The sequence below is a fragment of the Pseudomonas aeruginosa genome, from assembly GCF_001457615.1.
Lineage (GTDB): Bacteria > Pseudomonadota > Gammaproteobacteria > Pseudomonadales > Pseudomonadaceae > Pseudomonas > Pseudomonas aeruginosa.
On the sequence record NZ_LN831024.1, the window covers coordinates 1,833,453 to 1,850,566 of the forward strand.

General features: G+C 65.1%; 16 protein-coding genes and 2 tRNA genes. 11 read left to right on the forward strand and 7 right to left on the reverse strand.

The window, feature by feature from the left end:
• The first annotated feature begins 265 nt into the window (after positions 1–265).
• The 4 genes from AT700_RS08455 to AT700_RS08470 all read left to right on the forward strand — a co-directional run bounded on the left by AT700_RS08455 (position 266) and on the right by AT700_RS08470 (position 6,085).
• Positions 266–853 (forward strand): GNAT family N-acetyltransferase, encoded by a 588-nt coding sequence (locus AT700_RS08455; protein WP_078801548.1) that lies wholly within the window; start codon positions 266–268, stop codon positions 851–853.
• Positions 854–919: 66 nt separating this feature from the next.
• On the forward strand, positions 920–1,774 hold the full coding sequence (locus AT700_RS08460; protein WP_003091607.1) for an AraC family transcriptional regulator: 855 nt from the start codon (positions 920–922) through the stop codon (positions 1,772–1,774).
• A 96-nt stretch (positions 1,775–1,870) separates the two neighbouring features.
• The gene (locus AT700_RS08465) at positions 1,871–4,036 is read left to right on the forward strand and encodes a TonB-dependent receptor family protein (RefSeq protein WP_003115567.1); all 2,166 of its coding nucleotides are present in this window, start codon (positions 1,871–1,873) and stop codon (positions 4,034–4,036) included.
• Positions 4,037–4,210: 174 nt separating this feature from the next.
• The gene (locus AT700_RS08470; protein WP_010793244.1) at positions 4,211–6,085 is read left to right on the forward strand and encodes an MFS transporter; all 1,875 of its coding nucleotides are present in this window, start codon (positions 4,211–4,213) and stop codon (positions 6,083–6,085) included.
• A gap of 60 nt (positions 6,086–6,145) precedes the next feature.
• Here the strand turns inward: AT700_RS08470 and AT700_RS08475 are convergent, their stop codons facing one another.
• The 4 genes from AT700_RS08475 to rdgC form a co-directional block, all read right to left on the reverse strand.
• The gene (locus tag AT700_RS08475; protein ID WP_003115568.1) at positions 6,146–6,355 is read right to left on the reverse strand and encodes a cold-shock protein; all 210 of its coding nucleotides are present in this window, start codon (positions 6,353–6,355) and stop codon (positions 6,146–6,148) included.
• Positions 6,356–6,569: 214 nt separating this feature from the next.
• Positions 6,570–6,884 (reverse strand): quaternary ammonium compound efflux SMR transporter SugE, encoded by a 315-nt coding sequence (gene sugE / locus AT700_RS08480; RefSeq protein ID WP_003091603.1) that lies wholly within the window; start codon positions 6,882–6,884, stop codon positions 6,570–6,572.
• Between the two features lie 139 nt (positions 6,885–7,023).
• Positions 7,024–7,959 (reverse strand): bile acid:sodium symporter family protein, encoded by a 936-nt coding sequence (locus AT700_RS08485; RefSeq protein ID WP_003452887.1) that lies wholly within the window; start codon positions 7,957–7,959, stop codon positions 7,024–7,026.
• A gap of 86 nt (positions 7,960–8,045) precedes the next feature.
• Positions 8,046–8,966: a recombination-associated protein RdgC gene (gene rdgC, locus AT700_RS08490; RefSeq protein ID WP_003091601.1), complete on the reverse strand. Its 921-nt coding sequence runs from the start codon at positions 8,964–8,966 to the stop codon at positions 8,046–8,048.
• Positions 8,967–9,130: 164 nt separating this feature from the next.
• Between rdgC and AT700_RS08495 the strand changes: the two genes are divergently transcribed.
• The 4 genes from AT700_RS08495 (at position 9,131) to AT700_RS08510 (ending at position 11,118) form a co-directional block, all read left to right on the forward strand.
• Positions 9,131–9,206 (forward strand) — tRNA-Val (locus AT700_RS08495).
• A gap of 16 nt (positions 9,207–9,222) precedes the next feature.
• Positions 9,223–9,299, forward strand: a tRNA-Asp gene (locus AT700_RS08500).
• Positions 9,300–9,555: 256 nt separating this feature from the next.
• A complete protein-coding gene (locus tag AT700_RS08505; RefSeq protein ID WP_003091600.1) occupies positions 9,556–10,317 on the forward strand; it encodes an FKBP-type peptidyl-prolyl cis-trans isomerase in 762 nt (253 codons plus the stop codon).
• A 369-nt stretch (positions 10,318–10,686) separates the two neighbouring features.
• Positions 10,687–11,118: a YkvA family protein gene (locus tag AT700_RS08510; RefSeq protein WP_003114790.1), complete on the forward strand. Its 432-nt coding sequence runs from the start codon at positions 10,687–10,689 to the stop codon at positions 11,116–11,118.
• Here the strand turns inward: AT700_RS08510 and AT700_RS08515 are convergent.
• Entirely contained in the window at positions 11,106–11,852 is a 747-nt protein-coding gene (locus AT700_RS08515; protein ID WP_003143488.1) for a substrate-binding periplasmic protein, read from the reverse strand. The two genes, AT700_RS08510 and AT700_RS08515, sit on opposite strands and share 13 nt — an antisense overlap.
• A 103-nt stretch (positions 11,853–11,955) precedes the next feature.
• Between AT700_RS08515 and AT700_RS08520 the strand changes: the two genes are divergently transcribed.
• From AT700_RS08520 to AT700_RS08530, 3 genes are read left to right on the forward strand one after another with little or no spacing between them, the layout of a single operon-like run.
• Positions 11,956–12,267, forward strand: a complete 312-nt coding sequence (locus AT700_RS08520; protein WP_003091597.1) for a helix-turn-helix domain-containing protein — start codon at positions 11,956–11,958, stop codon at positions 12,265–12,267.
• Positions 12,268–12,269: 2 nt separating this feature from the next.
• Positions 12,270–12,635: a hypothetical protein gene (locus AT700_RS08525; RefSeq protein ID WP_003114793.1), complete on the forward strand. Its 366-nt coding sequence runs from the start codon at positions 12,270–12,272 to the stop codon at positions 12,633–12,635.
• Positions 12,625–13,104 (forward strand): sel1 repeat family protein, encoded by a 480-nt coding sequence (locus tag AT700_RS08530; protein ID WP_048520888.1) that lies wholly within the window; start codon positions 12,625–12,627, stop codon positions 13,102–13,104. Before AT700_RS08525 ends, AT700_RS08530 begins: the two co-directional genes overlap by 11 nt.
• A gap of 13 nt (positions 13,105–13,117) precedes the next feature.
• Here AT700_RS08530 and AT700_RS08535 read toward each other — a convergent pair whose 3' ends face one another.
• Both AT700_RS08535 and AT700_RS08540 read right to left on the reverse strand, forming a co-directional pair.
• Entirely contained in the window at positions 13,118–14,866 is a 1,749-nt protein-coding gene (locus AT700_RS08535; RefSeq protein ID WP_023117033.1) for a bifunctional diguanylate cyclase/phosphodiesterase, read from the reverse strand.
• A 95-nt stretch (positions 14,867–14,961) separates the two neighbouring features.
• The gene (locus tag AT700_RS08540) at positions 14,962–17,058 is read right to left on the reverse strand and encodes a carboxy terminal-processing peptidase (RefSeq protein WP_003091593.1); all 2,097 of its coding nucleotides are present in this window, start codon (positions 17,056–17,058) and stop codon (positions 14,962–14,964) included.
• Positions 17,059–17,114: the final 56 nt, after the last annotated feature.

The window sequence follows — 17,114 nt, forward strand, 5'->3', positions numbered from 1 at the left end:
GCGAACTCCGATGATGTCCCCGCGTGAAGCTGGCGTGAGGCGGGGGTCTTGCTTTCGCGCCAGTTTCGCACTTGTCGGCCCGCGCGTCAGGCCGCCTGCGACCAAGGTCGCACGCATGCTTGAGCCGGACGCGCGGAGTTGGTAGCGTGCCGGGCTGCGTGAGCGCGGACGGCCCCGGCGGCCGGCTGTCCGTTCATCGTAGCCGGTTTCGGCTGCGGCACTAAACGCGGCCGCTACGCTCTGATGGGAGCGGAGTTTTGCGTCGATGTCGAGGAGGGCGCCCATGTTCAAGCCGCTACCGATCACCCTGCAGCGCGGAGCCTTGCGTCTCGAGCCGCTGGTGGAAGCGGACATTCCCGAGCTGGTGAGCCTCGCCGAAGCCAACCGCGAGGCGCTGCAGTACATGGACGGACCGACGCGGCCGGACTGGTACCGCCAGAGCCTCGCCGAGCAGCGCGAGGGCAGGGCGTTGCCGCTCGCCGTCCGCCTCGGTGTGCAACTGGTCGGGACCACGCGCTTCGCCGAGTTCCTTCCCGCCTTGCCGGCCTGCGAGATCGGCTGGACCTGGCTCGACCAGGCCCAGCACGGCAGCGGCCTGAACCGCATGATCAAGTACCTGATGCTCAAGCATGCCTTCGACAACCTGCGCATAGTCCGCGTGCAGCTCAGCACGGCGGCGAGCAACCTGCGCGCCCAGGGCGCCATCGACAAGCTCGGCGCGCAGCGCGAGGGCGTGCTGCGCAACCACCGGCGGCTGGCCGGCGGGCGGCTAGACGACACCTTCGTCTACAGCATCACCGACCACGAATGGCCGCAGGTCAAGGCGGCGCTGGAAGCCAGCTTCACCGGCTGAAGCCGGTTCCGTCGCTCCTGCGGTATGCTGGGCGGCCCGTCCGGACGGGCGAACGAGGAGACGGCAGTGCCGGACGAGACGAGCGGAGAACACACGCATTTCTGGCGCGCCGCCGAACTGGGCGGCGTCGAACTGCTGCACGCGCGCTATGTGGAGCAGCGCTTCGCGCCGCACGTGCACAGCAGCTTCGCCCTAGTCATCATCGAGCAGGGCGCGCAGCGCTTCCGCCATCGTGGCGGCGAGCACCTAGCCCCGCTGGGCAGCATGGTGCTGATCAACCCCGACGAAGTGCACACCGGCTCCAAGGCCCATGATGCCGGTTGGCTCTATCGCGGCTACTACCCGGAAATGGAACAGATCGACGGGATTCTCGACGAGCTGGAAATCCATCATGGCGGCGTGCCGCGTTTCGCCGACAGCGTGATCCACGACCAGCCCCTGGCACGCGCCTTCGTCCACTTGCACCGCCTGCTGGCCGAGCATGCCGGCAGCCTGGAAACCCAGACCCGCTGGCGCGAGACGATGCTCGCCCTGTTCCGTCGCCACGCCCGCCTGCCAGAAGCGCCGAAGGCCGGGCAGGAGCCGTTGGCGGTGGCCCGCGCCCGCGAACTGCTGGCGGCGCGGTTGCTCGATCCGCCTTCTCTGGAGGAACTGGCGGCGGCGGTCAATCTGTCCCCGTTCCATTTTGCCCGGGTCTTCCGTCGCGCCACCGGCATGCCGCCCCACGCCTGGCTCAGACAGCGCCGCCTGGAGCAGGCCAGGGCACTGCTCAAGAGCGGCCGGGCGCCGCTGGAGGTGGCCCTGGAGCTGGGCTTCGCCGACCAGAGCCACCTCGGTCGCCAGTTCAAGCAGGCCTACGGGGTGGCACCGGGTGAATACCGCTCGGCCTGCGCGCGCTCGTCCTTGACGACATACGAATAAGTCAAGCTCACATTTGCAAATCATTTGTATTTACGTTCTTTACGATTTGCCGTAATTTTGCGCCCCACTTTTTCCTGCGTCCCTGGGGGAGCCTCGATGTCGTCCGTGAGTTCGTTGTCGCGCCTGGCCGTCGCCATCGCGCTGGGTGTGTCCATGCAGGCGGCGCAGGCCGAAGAGGAAGCCAAGGAGCTGGGCACGGTCACCGTGGTCGGCGACTGGCTGGGCGAAGCCGACCAGGCGGTGGTGCAGAACCATCCCGGCGCGCGCAGCGTGGTGCGTCGTCGGGAAATGCTCGAGAGCGGTGCGCAGAACGTCCGCGACGTGCTGCGCAAGGTGCCCGGCGTGCAAGTGCAGGACAACAACGGTACCGGCGGCAGCGACATCTCCCTGAACGTCGGGGTGCGTGGCCTGACTTCACGCCTGTCGCCGCGCTCGACGGTGATGATCGACGGCGTGCCGGCGGCGGTGGCGCCCTACGGCCAGCCGCAGCTGTCGATGATGCCGCTGTCCATCGGCAACCTGGAGAGCATCGACGTCGTGCGCGGCGCCGGCTCGGTGCGCTACGGCCCGCAGAACGTCGGCGGGGTGATCAACTTCGTGACCCGGGCGATTCCGGAGAAGTTCTCCGGCGAAATCGGCACCACCATCGAGCATGCCGGCCACGGCGGCTGGAAGAAGCTCAACCAGGCGTTCCTCGGCGGGACCGCCGACAACGGCCTGGGCGTGGCGCTGCTGTATTCCGGGGTGAAGGGCGCCGACTACCGCGACGGCAACAACGACAACGATATCGACGACGTGCTGCTCAAGACCCATTGGCAGCTCACCGACAGCGACCAGTTGGCGGCCAACTTCCACTACTACGACGCCTACGCCGATATGCCAGGCGGCCTGACCCAGGCGCAGTACGACGACGATCCCTTCCAGTCGGTACGCGACTGGGACAATTTCCGTGGTCGGCGCAAGGACTTCTCGCTGAAGTACACCCGCCAGGTCGACGACCTCACCCAGTTCGAGGTGCTCACCTACTACAGCGACAGTTTCCGCGGCAGCAGCATCGCCGCGCGCAACCTCAGGACCATCACCTCGTACCCGCGCGACTACCATGTGTTCGCGGTGGAGCCGCGGGTCTCGCGGATCTTCTTCGCCGGCCCGACCACCCAGGAGGTCGGCATCGGCTACCGCTACCTGAAGGAAGCGATGAACGAGCGCGCCAGCCAGCTGGCCCTGGTCGACAATGTGCCGACCGTGCGTCCCGGCTCGGACGGCCATACCTACCAGGACCGTACCGGCGGCACCGAGGCCAGCGCCTTCTACATCGACGACAAGATCGATGTTGGCAACTGGACCATCACCCCCGGCATCCGCTTCGAGAAGATCGACAGCGACTGGCGCGACCGCCCGGTGCTCGGCCTGAACGGCAAGCCGGTGCAGGAGAAGAAGCGCAGCAAGGACTACAACGAACCGCTGCCGGCGCTGAGCCTGATGTATCACTTGAGCGACGAGTGGAAGCTGTTCGCCAACTACTCCGAATCGTTCGGCAGCCTGCAGTACTTCCAGCTCGGCCAGGGCGGCAGCGGCAACGATACCGCCGCCGGCCTGGAGCCGGAGAAGGCCAAGACCTACGAACTGGGCACGCGCTACGACAACGGCAGCTGGGGCGGCGAGATCACGCTGTTCTACATCGACTTCGACGACGAGCTGCAGTACGTCAGCAACGACGTCGGCTGGACCAACCTCGGCGCCACCAAGCACCAGGGCATCGAGACTTCCGGCCACTATGACTTCGCCGCTCTCGATCCGCGCCTGGACGGCCTGTCGGTCTACGGCAGCCTCACCTATACCCGCGCCACCTACGAAGGCGACATTCCCTCCTTCAAGGGGCGCGACCTGCCGCTCTACTCGCGCCAGGTGGCCACCGCCGGGGTGCGCTACGAGGTCGACCGCTGGACCTACAACCTCGACGCCTTCGCCCAGTCCATGCAGCGCGCGCCAGGGCTGAGCACCGACAGCCAGGGCAACTTCACCCACAACTACATCACCGAGCCCAGCGCCGACGGCCAGTACGGCGACATTCCCGGCTACGTGACCTGGAATGCCCGCGTCGGCTACGACTTCGGCCCGCAGGCGTCGAACCTGAAGCTCGGACTCGGGGTGAAGAACCTGTTCGACAAGCAGTATTTCACCCGCTCCAGCGACAACAATTCGGGAATCTACGTGGGTCAGCCGCGAACGCTGTTCATGCAGGCCAGCGTCGGTTTCTGAATATTCGGATGCGACTTGGCGCATCGTCCGACGACAGGCGTCCTGCGGTAACGCGGACGCCTGTTCTATGATGGGCGCGGAATTTCCATCGGAACGCTGTGGCCTGATCCGCGGTCCATGCAGTCCAATCGATGACGGGCTTCCTTTCGGCGGCCACGCAAGGTAACAAGGACGATGACCCAACATTCGCAATTCGCCCTGCTGGGCAAGCGGCGTTTCCTGCCGTTCTTCATCACCCAGCTGCTCGGCGCCTTCAACGACAACATCTTCAAGCAGTCGCTGATCCTCGCCATCCTCTATCACCTCAGCGTCAGCGGCGACCGCAGCCTGCTGGTCAACCTCTGCGCACTGCTGTTCATCCTGCCGTTCTTCCTGTTCTCGGCACTGGGCGGACAGTTCGGCGAGAAGTACAACAAGGACGCGCTGATGCGCGCGCTGAAGCTGGCCGAGGTAGGCATCATGCTGGTCGGCGCTGCCGGCTTCGTCTTCGGCAGCCTGCCGCTGATGTTCGTCGCGCTGTTCGCCATGGGCACCCACTCGGCGCTATTTGGCCCGGTGAAGTATTCGATCCTGCCCCAGCACCTGCACGAGGACGAACTGGTCGGCGGCAACGCGCTGGTGGAGATGGGCACCTTCCTGGCGATCCTGGCCGGCACCATCGGCGCCGGCGTGCTGATGTCCCATGCGCATTACGCGGCGGCGGTGGCCACCGCGGTGGTGCTGGTGGCCGCCTGCGGCTACCTGGCCAGCCGCGGCATTCCGCGAGCGGCGGCGGCGCTGCCGGGGTTGAAGCTCGACTGGAACATCTTCGCCCAGTCCTGGAGCATCCTCCGCCTGGGGCTCGGCCAGCGCCCGGCGGTCTCGCGCTCGCTGGTGGGCAACTCCTGGTTCTGGTTCCTCGGCGCGGTCTACCTGACGCAGATCCCGACCTTCGCCAAGGAATGGCTGCACGGCGACGAAAGCGTGGTGACCCTGATCCTCACCGTGTTCTCGGTGGGCATCGCGCTGGGCTCGATGCTGTGCGAGAAGCTTTCCGGTCGCAAGGTGGAGATCGGCCTGGTGCCGTTCGGCTCGATCGGCCTGACCGTCTTCGGCATCCTCCTCTGGTGGCACGCCGGCGGCATTCCCCCAGGCGAGGCGCCCTACGACTGGCTGGCGGTGCTGCGCCACCATGAGACCTGGGCGGTGCTGGCCGACATCCTGTTCATCGGCATTTTCGGCGGCTTCTACATCGTACCGCTGTACGCCCTGATCCAGGCGCGCACCGACGAAGACAAGCGGGCCCGGGTGATCGCCGCCAACAACATCCTCAACGCTCTGTTCATGGTCGCCGCGGCGCTGGTCTCGATCCTCTTCCTCAGCGTCGCCAAGCTGTCGATCCCACAACTGTTCCTCGCCCTGTCGCTGATGAACGTCGCGGTGAACGTGTACATCTTCAAGATCGTCCCGGAGTTCACCATGCGCTTCCTGGTCTGGCTGCTCAGCCACACCATGTACCGGGTCCGGCATGTGAACCTGGAGGCGATCCCGGACGAGGGAGCGGCGGTGCTGGTGTGCAACCACGTCTCGTACGTGGACGCGCTGCTGATCGCCGGCTCGATCCGGCGGCCGGTGCGCTTCGTCATGTACTACAGGATCTTCTCGCTGCCGGTGCTCAACTTCGTCTTCCGCACCGCCGGCGCGGTGCCCATAGCGGCGCGCCACGAGGACGAAGGGATCTACGAACGAGCCTTCCAGCGCATCGCCGACTACCTGAGGGACGGGGAGCTGGTGTGCATCTTCCCTGAGGGCAAGCTGACCGCCGACGGCGAGATGAATGAGTTCCGCGCCGGGATCGAGCGGATCATCGAGGAAACCCCGGTTCCGGTGGTCCCCATGGCGCTGCAGGGCCTGTGGGGCAGCTTCTTCAGCCGCGACCCGAACAAGGGCTTCTTCCGCCGCCTGTGGTCGCGGGTAAGCCTGGTGGCCGGCGAATCGGTGGCGCCGGGGGCGGTGGAGCGCCTCGACCTGCAGGCGCGGGTGACGAGCTTGCGCGGCGAAGCTCGTTGATCGATCCGCAGAAACGAAAAAGCCCCGGCGATGCCGGGGCTTTTTTTGGCGAACTACAAGTTAGACAACTTGTACTTCGTCGGCTTGCAGGCCTTTCTGGCCGTTGACGACCACGAAGGAAACCTTCTGGCCTTCCTGCAGGCTCTTGAAGCCGGTGCCCTGGATGGAACGGAAGTGAACGAACAGGTCGTTACCGCTTTCCGGGGTGATGAAGCCGAAGCCTTTGGCGTCGTTGAACCATTTTACGGTGCCGTTCTGACGATTCGACATGGTGTAACTCCTGAAACAAAGTTGATTGCGGCGACGGAAATATCCGAGCCGGTAGGTACTGAGTTGCAAAGAGTACGAGGAGCCGAGGCGATGAGCGGACCGAGATCTACCACACCAGGTCACGATTCACTGTGACCCAAGCAAGCACAGTGGTCGCAGAGTACGCGATAAAACTGCGGAAAGCGATACCCCTCGGAGCATATTCGATGGATGTCTAATGGCTCAGCTTGAGGCCGACCAGTCCGCAGACGATCAGCGCGACGCTGGCCAGGCGCAGCAATGCCATGGATTCGCCGAACAGGACGATCCCGGCGATTACCGTGCCGACCGCGCCGACCCCGGTCCAGACGGCATAGGCGGTGCCCAGCGGCAGGTGCTTCATGGCCAGGCCGAGCAGGCCCAGGCTGACCAGCATGGCGAGCGCCGTGAGGACCGTGGGAAGCGGCTTGCTGAAGCCTTCGGTGTATTTCAGACCAACGGCCCAGCCCACTTCGAACAGGCCGGCGAAAAACAGGATGATCCAGGACATGGCGATCTCCAGGGCAACGGGTGGCGGGGCCGTCCCCATTCGATCACCGGCCGGAGGCGGGTGGTGAGGTCGTCCTCACTGCGTGCGGTATTTTGCATGGTTCATCGGTCGGGACAAGGCTTCCCGACCGGGACCCAGTTCAACGCGGCGTATCTTCCATGCGCCGGAACAGGGCGGCCAGCAGCGAACCGGAGAGATTGTGCCAGACGCTGAACAGCGCGCTGGGCACCGCTGCCAGGGGCGAGAAATGGGCGTTGGCCAGCGCCGCGCCGAGCCCCGAGTTCTGCATGCCGACTTCGATGGCCAGGGCCTTGCGCTGTGCCAGCGGCATGCCGGTCAGCTTGCCGGTGAGATAGCCGAGCGACAGGCCGAAGCCGTTGTGCAGCATCACCACGGCCATGATCAGCAGGCCGGACTCGGCGATCCGCGCCTGGCTGGCGGCCACCACCGCGGCGATGATCACCACGATGCTGAATACCGAGACCAGCGGCAGCACCTCCGCCACCTGTCGGGTGCGCTCGCCGAGCAGGCGCTGTGCCAGCAGGCCGAGGGCGATGGGCACCAGCACCACCTGGAGGATCGACAGGAACATCGCCGCGAACGACACCGGCAGCCAGGCCGAGGCCAGCAGCCAGACCAGCGCCGGCGTGACCAGCGGGGCGAGCAGGGTGGTCACCGAGGTGATCGCCACCGACAGGGCGACATCGCCACGGGACAGCCAGGTCATCACGTTGGAAGCGGTGCCGCCGGGGCAGCAGCCGACCAGGATCACGCCCACCGCGATCTCCGCCGGCAACTGCAACAGGCGACAGAGCAACCAGGCCAGGCCGGGCATGATGACGAACTGGGCCAGCACGCCGATCAGCACCCGTATGGGGTGCCGGGCGACCTCGCGGAAGTCTTCGCCCTTGAGCGTCAGGCCCATGCCGAACATCACCAGGCCGAGCAGCGGCGCGATGGCGACGGTGAGCGGGAGGAACCAGGCCGGCCGGAAGAAGGCGAGGATGGCGAACAGCAGGACCCAGAACGGGAAGCTGGCGCTGACGAAACGGCTCAGGGCGGTCAGGGCACGCATGGGCTTTCCTTGTTATTGGACGGCCGCCAGTCTGCCATGCCGGGCGCGACTCTCCCAGCGGCGGGCGCCGCCGGGAGAGCGGGGCGTCAGACGCCCTGGGGGATTTCTTCGCCGCCGAGGGCCTCGAAGAGCGCCGGAAGGAATTCGGCGAAGGTCAGCATCATCAGGGTGAAGCTGGCATCGAGCTGGCCGAGGGCGTCTTCGCCGCCGTCCTTTTCCGCCTGCTCCTGCAGCAGGTCTTCGAAGCGCAGGCGCTTGACCGCCAGCTTGTCGTCGAGGACGAAGGACAGCTTGTCCGACCAGGCCAGGGACAACTGGGTGACCAGCTTGCCGGCGGTGAGATGCAGCTGGATTTCCTCGCTGGTCAGGTCCTGGCGCTTGCAACGGACCACGCCGCCGTCCTCGTGGGTGTCGCGCAGCTCGCATTCGTCGAGCACGTGGAAGTCGCCGGCGGCTTCCTGGGTCTTGACCCAGTCGGTGAGGGTCGCGGTCGGCGCGACCTTCACGCTCAGCGGGCGTACCGGCAGGGAGCCGAGCGCTTCGCGCAGCGTCGAGAGCAGGTCTTCGGCCTTCTTCGCGCTGGCCGAGTCGACCAGGATCAGGCCGAGGCTCGGCGCGATCGCGGCGAAGGTGCTGGAGCGGCGGATGAAAGCGCGCGGCAGCAGGGTCTGGACGATCTCGTCCTTCAACTGGTCGCGTTCCTTTTTGTAGACCTTGCGCATCTGCTGGGCTTCGATCTCGTCGACCTTTTCCTTCAGTGCGTCACGCACGACGCTGCCCGGCAGGATGCGCTCTTCCTTGCGTGCCGAGATCAGGAAGAAGTCCTGGCTGACGTGTACCAGCGGTGCGTCCGGGCCTTTGCCGAACGGCGCGGTGAAGCCGTAGGTGGTCAGCTCCTGGCTGGCGCAGGGGCGGGCGGGTTTTTCGCCGAGGGCTTTCTCGAGGGAATCGGCATCCAGTTGCAGATCCTGGGTGAGGCGGTAGACGAGCAGATTGCGGAACCACATGGGGTCGTTCTCTCCGGGCACAAAGGACCCATTATTCCGCCGCTGGCGGCTCAGGCCAACCCCGGTCCGTCGCTAACTCCTTGGAACGGCAGAAAATTTTTTTCATCGAGGGGCTTGCCAGGGGGCGAATCGCTCCGTAGAATGCGCCCCACTTCGAGAGTGAAGGGTGATTAGCTCAGCTGGGAGAGCATCTGCCTTACAAGCAGAGGGTCGGCGGTTCGATCCCGTCATCACCCACCAATCTCGCAAGTTACGCGCAGCGGTAGTTCAGTCGGTTAGAATACCGGCCTGTCACGCCGGGGGTCGCGGGTTCGAGTCCCGTCCGCTGCGCCATTTCCTTCCTTCGCTGTATCTCTTGCGCTTCCTTCCCGTTTCATAATTCGACGTTTTTCGACGCTTCCTTTCCGCTGTTCTTCTGTCCTCGTTCCACGCGTTCGTTCTGCTATCTCCTTCATTTTTCGGAAAGTTCGGCCTTGAACTTATCCGCGCGCACCTGTTCCTATTGCCCATAGCCACTGGTCGCGACAGCCTGCTAAGCTCGCGGCTTCATCGAATATGCCCGAGCGGCGAACAGATTAAAGGACTCAGCATGAAACAACATCGGTTGGCAGCAGCGATCGCACTGGTCGGTCTGGTTCTCTCCGGCTGCGATTCGCAGACCAACGTTGAGTTGAAGACCCCGGCGCAGAAAGCTTCCTATGGTATCGGCCTGAACATGGGCAAGAGCCTGTCCCAGGAAGGCATGGACGACCTGGATTCGAAAGCCGTCGCCAAGGGCATCGAAGACGCCCTCGGCAAGAAGAAGCAGCAGCTCACCGATGAAGAGCTGACCGAAGCCTTCGCCTTCCTGCAGAAACGTGCCGAGGAGCGGATGGCCGCCATCGGCGACGAAAACGCCAAGGCCGGCAAGAAATTCCTCGAGGAAAACGGCAAGCGCGACGGCGTGACCACCACCGCTTCCGGCCTCCAGTACGAAATCGTGAAGAAGGCCGATGGCCCGCAACCGAAGGCCACCGATGTGGTGACCGTCCACTACGAAGGCCGCCTGACCGATGGCACCGTCTTCGACAGCTCCATCGAGCGCGGCAGCCCGATCGACCTGCCGGTCAGCGGCGTGATCCCGGGTTGGGTCGAAGCCCTGCAACTGATGCACGTCGGCGAGAAGATCAAGCTGTACATCCCCAGCGAGCTGGCCTACGGCGCGCAGAGCCCGAGCCCGGCGATCCCGGCCAACTCGGTACTGGTCTTCGACATGGAACTGCTCGGCATCAAGGATCCGTCCAAGCCGGACGCGGAGCCCGAGGCCGGTGCCGCAGCGCAGCCCGAAGCCAAGGCGGACGCGAAGAAGTAATTTTTCCGCCGCGATGCATGAAACGCCCCGTCCATGACGGGGCGTTTTCATTTGCGGATTCGGCTGAACCCAGGCGCTGCCGCGAGGGTCTGAAAACAGGTCGAGGGCACGGCCGGTGTTACCCTTATGCACACATTTGTCGCACGTCGACCCGACCTACGGTATTGACCTCGGGTTGTCCGTTGCGCTAGGTCAAACCCTTGATTTTCAATGCTTTTAGAGCATTGTCTAAAAAGTGTCCGATCTGTCGGAAAGCCTGTAGCGACGGGCTTCTCGCCGACGGAAGGGGGGGCTGTTCACAAGGTTATCCACAGTATGCGTGGATAACCCGGAGAGCCTCGGCGGCAAGCGCTTGAGCGAGGTGGAAGGATGGATGCACCACGAGGATTCAGTCGTTACCTGGGGATCGCGGAACGTTTCCTGGCCCGTGGCCGGGTGCCCGCCTTGTTGATTGCGGTAGCACGCAAGCGCTCGCGCCTGAAGCTGGTGAAGAGCGACCTGCGCCTGCTGCAGGAACTGCTGGTGGCCTGGGTTCGCGGCGAATACCGCGGACTCAGCCGCCAGGCGTTGCTCTCGGTGATCGCGGCGCTGGCCTATTTCCTTTCGCCGGTGGATATCGTTCCCGACTTCATCTTCGGTGTCGGCCTGCTCGACGATCTCGCCGTCCTGGCCTGGGTAGTGCGTCGCTGGCAGGCCGAGCTGGATGCCTTCAAGGTCTGGCGTGACGCCCAGGGCGTCGAGACGCAACAGGCGCTGCGAGAGCTGCCGGCTCCCAGGGCGGAGCGCGTTCAGGGTTCCTGAGGCGCTTGCAGGCTGTTTTCCAGTAGGCGCCCGATGCTGCCGTCCCTGACCATCTCATCGAGCACCCGGTCCATACTTTCGACGGGGACCGGCAGTTGTCCGCCATAGATGCAGTGCATCCGATAGCTCTGCAGTACCAGCGGACTGACGCTCAGGCCCAGCTCGGGATGCTGGCGCGTCAGGTAGAGCAGCGGGCGGCGCATGTCCACCGCGGCGTCCAGGCGCGAACGCTTGAGCATCTGCACGCGACTGGCCAGGTCGCGGGTATCTTCGCGGCGAATTTCCCCGGCAGCGAAGGCCTGCATGAGATCGTCCGCGTAGACATAGCCTAGACTTGTACCCAGGGTCTTGCCGCGCAGCTCGGCGAAGTCGCGGATCGCCGGACGGTCGTCGCGCTGCAGCAGGACGTCCTGCTCTTCGAAGAGGGCGGGAGACCAATGGTAGCGTTCGGGTTTGCTATCCCATCCGGGGTTGGAGTTGCAGATCACGTGAATATGTCCGCTGGCCATGAAGCCGTCGATCCTTCGGTTCGGCGTTTCCACGAAACGCAGCGACAATCCCAGCCGCTGCGCGACCCGCTCCCCCAACTGGCGGGTGAAGCCGCCTTGCAGCTGGTGATCGACGATGTCCACGTAGGGCATGCCGTCGGCGGGGCTGAAGCCCCAGCGCAGCTCGCCGGCGAAGGCCTGTCCGACTCCCAGCAGGATGCACAAACCAAGACTTCTCCGGCGCACCCGTGGGCTCCTCCACCAGGCAGACTGTGTGACCAGGGCAGCAGTATAGCCAGTCCGCAGCGGCGCGGTGCCTGATAAGATGGCGGCTTGCAAGGAGACCGACATGAATGTCCAAGTGATCACGCGAGACGGCGAGGCGGAATACGCGGTGTTGCCCTGGGCCGAATACCAGGCGTTGCTGGCCGCCGCCGGTCGCCCGGCCGCCAGTGTCGCGGTGGAGACGACCGCGCCGGCGGTGCCATCCGCGAGCCTGCTGGAGCGCCGCGAGGCGCGCGGCCTGAGCCTGGAACAGGTGGCCCGGGAGGTCGGTATCAGTCCTTCCTACATGGCGATGATCGAACGCGGCGAACGCGAGGCCAGCGAGGCCATCCTGTTCGCCCTGGAGCGTGTGCTGGGCAAAGCGACGGGGGCCTGACCTTGAGTGTGCTGATCAGCCGTAAACACTGGGATAGCCTGCTGCTGGAAATCGAGGATGCGCGTCGCCAGCGTCATCTGCTCACCTACCGGGCGCTGATCGAGCGCCTGCAACTGCCGACTCCGGCGATGACCACCCTCACCGCGGCTCTCGAGCACCTGGCATCGCTGGATGCGCGCTCGGGGCGTCCGTTGCGCAGTTCGCTGGTCATCAGCCAGGGCGCAAGCCGCTTGCCGCGCACCGGTTTCTTCGAGTGCGTGGAGCGCCTCGGGCGTTTTTCCGGTCCGCCGGACGGCCCGGCCGCGGCTGGCTGGCATGCGGCGGAAGTGGTCCGTGTCTTCGAATTCGAGTATCCCGATGAACTCTGAATGGATCTGGCGCCTGCGCGCCCGCCTCGGTTACGGCGTGGCCCGGCAGTTGCTGGGCTGGCCCTGGCTGGTCAAGCAGCCGCGAGCCTGGCAGTGGATGCAAGGGCAGTTCTCGCCCATGGCCAACCTCGGACACCGCGACGCCCAGGCGTTCTACGGTCACCTGCTGCTGTTCCGTGGACAGGGCTTCGGCGCACGCGAGGAGGGCCTGCGCCTGCTGCGCCTGGCTGCCAGCGCGGGCGATGGGAAATCGGCCTACCAGCTCGGCGTGCAGGCGCTCAAGGGCGACAGCCGGCAAGCGCCCGACGCGCTGGCAGCCAGCCGCCACTGGGCACTAGCGGCAGAGGCGGGCCACCCGCTGGCGGCGCGCAAGCTGGCGGAACTCTACCGCGATGGAGGCCCGGGCCTGGCGCCGGACAGCGAGCGCGCCGAGCACTATGCGCAACGGGCGTCCGCGCTCGGTCTCTAGCTGAACGAACGGTTCAGGCGGCCTCGATCAGGTGCAGGCTGTAGCCTGGCACCGCCTTGGCCTGGCGCTTGGCCTCGGAGGCCAGCGTCGCCAGGTGCGCGGCATCCATTCCCTGGCAGGCTTCGGCCGGTAGGTGCACCACGCCGACGGACAATGACAGCAGCGGGTACTCCTCGCGCTGGCCATGGCGGTTGTGCGCAACGAAACAGCCGGCTTCCAGGTGCTCGCGGCTGTAGAAGCGCCGGCATTGGCTCTGGAAGGTTTCCAGCAACCGGTCGATCCGTGTGCGCCAGTCCTCGGGGCCGAGCACCAGCATGAAGTCGTCGCCGCCGATGTGGCCGACGAAGTCGCTGCCCGGGTCGATCCGTTCGCTCAGGCACTGTGCCAGGCACAGCAGGACCTCGTCGCCGCGGGCGTAGCCGTAGAGATCGTTGAAGGGTTTGAAGCTGTCGACGTCGATGTAGCAGATCACCGCCTCGCGCCTTTGTTGCAGCAGGCGTTCGAGGCATTGCTGAATCGGCACGTTGCCGGGAAGCAAGGTGAGCGGATTGGCGTGCCGCGCCTGCTGGAGCTTTTCCTCGGTGATCAGCCTGAGCACGTCGATCACCCGGCCCATGCCCGCATAGTGCCCGCCGCGGGTGACGATGAAATCTTCCTCGATACGCTGGCGTGCGCGGCTGGTCAGCAGGCGGCTGACCTGCTGCAGGGTCTGGCCGAGTTCCACGGCGAGAAAATCGTCGCTCATCAGGCGGCTGATCGGCTTGCGCAGGAACAGGTCGCAGGCGAAGGGCCGGAGCAAGGCGTCGGTGAGCGCGTGGCGATGGACGATGCCGATGGGACGCCCTTCTTCGTCGAGGATCGCCAGGGAGTTCTGGTTGGCCTGGCGGCGGAAGATTTCCACCACTTCCTGGGTCGAGGTGCGAACGTCGACCGCGCGCTGTTCCAGCAGCAGCGCACGCAGGTCGCCGTGCTCGTCGCTGGAAGACTGGCTGGGGGCGTCAGCGCTGGGCAGCATCTGTTGTACGTCGCTCGCCGGGTGTTCCTGCGGGCGGCCGAACAGATAGCCTTGCACCAGGTCGACCCCCATCTCGCTAAGTACCGCGAGTTCCTCGGGCAGTTCGATGCCTTCGGCGATGACCTGGGCGCGAGAGGCCCGCGCCATCTTCAGGATGGAGCCGACGAACTCGCGTTTCACGGTGTCCAGGTGGATGCCGTCGACGAAGTGGCGGTCGATCTTCACGTAGTCCGGACGCAGTTCCGACCACAGGCGCAGGCTGGAGTAGCCAGCGCCGAGGTCGTCGAGGGCGATGGAGAAGCCCATGGCGCGATAGTGGTGCAGCGCGGTGTCGAGCAGGTCGAAGTCGTCGATGGGGGTCTGTTCGGTCAGTTCGATCACCACCCGGTTCGGCGAGATCCCCAGCTGTTGCAGCAATTGCAGGGTGCGGCCGGGCGGATGGCCGGCTTCGAGGAGGGACTCCGGGGAGACGTTGAGGAACAGCATGGCGTCGCCCTGGATGTCGCGGAAGCGGCTGAAGGCGCGTTGTCGGCAGAGTAGTTCCAGTTCGCTCAGCCGTCCGCATTGGCGGGCCACGGCGAACAACGCCAGGGGCGAGTGCAGCGGGCTGTTGGACGGACCGCGGGTCAGCGCTTCGTAGCCGACCAGGCGCCGTTCGGAAAGCGAGAGGATGGGCTGGAACAGGCAGTGCAGGTCGCCGTGGGCCAGGATGCTGTCCAGGGCGCTCAACTGCTCGGTGACGGTCATGGAACGCTCTCGTCGCAATGAAAAAGGGCCGGTTGTGCAACCGGCCCCGTATTTCACGACAGTCCCATGACTGTTTTATGACGCTCCCGCTGAACTCAGTGCTTGGCCACCGCCGAGTTGAGGTTCAGGTAGTCCAGCAGGATGTGCCCGGACTCGGTGAGGTAGGCGTCGTCCTGCGGCTTGGTCTTGTCGTCCTCTTCCGGCAGGGCGTTCTCGTCCTCGCGCTTGAGTTCCTTCAGCGGCTCCTGGCCCTTGGACTTGCGCAGGGCGTTCTCCATGGCCAACTGGCGGTTCTCGATGCTGGTCTGCTGGGCGCGGCGCTTGGCCTCGTTCAGGCTGACGGTCTTCTCCTTCATCAGCTCCTGGGCCAGCGCCAGGCGCTCGCGGGCGTAGACGAAGTCGGCGTTGTTCTCGGTGCGCGCGTCGTGCTGGGCCTTGAGTTGCGCGAGGAACGGCTTGAACGGGTTGGCCTCGTCCTTCACCACCGGGCGGATGGTGTCCCAGGGCATCGAGTCGGGCAGGGCGCTTTCGCCGATTTCCTTGTCGTCGACGATGGACGGGTAGCTGATGTCCGGGATCACGCCCTGGTGCTGGGTGCTCTGACCGGAGACTCGGTAGAACTTCGCCAGGGTCAGCTTCAGTTCGCCGTGGTTGAGCGGCTGGATGGTCTGCACGGTGCCCTTGCCGAAGGTCTGTCCACCGAGGATCAGCGCGCGGTGGTAGTCCTGCATGGCGCCGGCGAAGATCTCCGAGGCGGAGGCCGAGAGACGGTTGACCAGTACCGCCAGCGGGCCGGTATAGAAGGCCTTGCCTTCGTCGTCGTTGAGCACGTCGACGCGGCCGTCGCTGTTGCGCACCAGTACGGTCGGGCCCTGGTCGATGAACAGGCCGGTCAGCTCGGTGGCCTCCTGCAGGGAGCCGCCGCCGTTGTTGCGCAGGTCGAGGACGATGCCGTCGACCTTGTCCTTCTGCAATTCGGCGACCAGCTTCTTCACGTCGCGGGTGGTGCTCTTGTAGTTCGGGTCGCCGGCGCGGTAGGCCTTGAAGTCCAGGTAGAAGGCCGGCAGGTCGATCACGCCGAGCTTGTAGCTGCGGCCTTCGTGGTCGACCTTGATGATGGATTTCTTCGCCGCCTGGTCCTCCAGCTTCACCGCCTCGCGGGTGATGGCGACGATCTTGCTGGTCTGGTCGTTCGGCGCGTTGCTCGCCGGAATCACTTCCAGGCGTACCTGGGAACCTTTCGGCCCGCGGATCAGCTTGACCACTTCATCCAGGCGCCAGCCGACCACGTCGACCATTTCGCCCTTGCCCTGGGCGACGCCGATGATCTTGTCGGAGGTGGCGATCTGCTTGCTCTTCGCCGCCGGGCCGGCCGGCACCAGGCGTACGACCTTGACGTAGTCGTTGTCGCTCTGCAGCACCGCGCCGATGCCTTCCAGCGAGAGGCTCATGTTGATGTCGAAGTTTTCCGCGTTGTCCGGCGACAGGTACTGGGTGTGCGGATCGTAGGACTGGGCGAAGGCGTTGATGTAGGCCTGGAAGATGTCTTCGCTGCGGGTCTGCTTGAGGCGCGACAGCTGGTTCTTGTAGCGCTTGGTGAGCTGTTCCTGGATCGCCTTGTCGTCCTTGCCGGTGATCTTCAGGCGCAGGACCTCGTCCTTCACCTTCTTGCGCCAGAGGTCGTCGAGCTCTGCGGTGTCCTTCGCCCAGGGGGCTTTTTCGCGGTCGATCAGCAGGCTCTCGTCGACGCTGAAGTCGATCTTGTCGACGCCCTTGTCGAGCATCGCCAGGGCGTAGTCGAGCCGACCTTTCAGGCGGTCGAGGTGGCGCTTGTAGATGACGAAGCCGGGATCGAGGTCGCCGCTCTTGAGGAAGTCGTCGAACCTGTTGCGCCAGCGATCGAACTCGGCGATGTCGCCGGCGGTGAAGTACATCCGCGCCGGATCGAGCATCTTCAGGTAGCTGTCGTAGATCTTGGCCGAGCGTTCATCGTTCAGCGGCGGCTTGTTGTAGTGGTGCCGCTTGAGCAGTTCCACCACGTTGAGGCTGGCGATGACCTGCTCGCGGTCCGGCTGCAGGCTGTCCCAGGAATTCTGGGCGCTGCCGACGGAGACGGCGGTCGAGGCGAACAGCGGCAGCGAACTGGCGCCGAGGAGGAGCAACAGGGCGGTACGGGGCAGAAAACGCTTCATGCTGATTCGACTGATCGCGGAGTAATGACGCATATTAGGCCTTATTAGCCGGCGCC

Bases quoted from the DNA above. Each gene is read 5' to 3' on its own strand.
- AT700_RS08455 (WP_078801548.1), top strand. From the start codon at position 266: ATGTCGAGGAGGGCGCCCATGTTCAAGCCGCTACCGATCACCCTGCAG.
- AT700_RS08465 (WP_003115567.1), top strand. From the start codon at position 1,871: ATGTCGTCCGTGAGTTCGTTGTCGCGCCTGGCCGTCGCCATCGCGCTG.
- AT700_RS08470 (WP_010793244.1), top strand. From the start codon at position 4,211: ATGACCCAACATTCGCAATTCGCCCTGCTGGGCAAGCGGCGTTTCCTG.
- AT700_RS08475 (WP_003115568.1), bottom strand. From the start codon at position 6,355: ATGTCGAATCGTCAGAACGGCACCGTAAAATGGTTCAACGACGCCAAA.
- sugE (WP_003091603.1), bottom strand. From the start codon at position 6,884: ATGTCCTGGATCATCCTGTTTTTCGCCGGCCTGTTCGAAGTGGGCTGG.
- AT700_RS08485 (WP_003452887.1), bottom strand. From the start codon at position 7,959: ATGCGTGCCCTGACCGCCCTGAGCCGTTTCGTCAGCGCCAGCTTCCCG.
- rdgC (WP_003091601.1), bottom strand. From the start codon at position 8,966: ATGTGGTTCCGCAATCTGCTCGTCTACCGCCTCACCCAGGATCTGCAA.
- AT700_RS08505 (WP_003091600.1), top strand. From the start codon at position 9,556: ATGAAACAACATCGGTTGGCAGCAGCGATCGCACTGGTCGGTCTGGTT.
- AT700_RS08510 (WP_003114790.1), top strand. From the start codon at position 10,687: ATGGATGCACCACGAGGATTCAGTCGTTACCTGGGGATCGCGGAACGT.
- AT700_RS08520 (WP_003091597.1), top strand. From the start codon at position 11,956: ATGAATGTCCAAGTGATCACGCGAGACGGCGAGGCGGAATACGCGGTG.
- AT700_RS08530 (WP_048520888.1), top strand. From the start codon at position 12,625: ATGAACTCTGAATGGATCTGGCGCCTGCGCGCCCGCCTCGGTTACGGC.
- AT700_RS08535 (WP_023117033.1), bottom strand. From the start codon at position 14,866: ATGACCGTCACCGAGCAGTTGAGCGCCCTGGACAGCATCCTGGCCCAC.
- AT700_RS08540 (WP_003091593.1), bottom strand. From the start codon at position 17,058: ATGAAGCGTTTTCTGCCCCGTACCGCCCTGTTGCTCCTCCTCGGCGCC.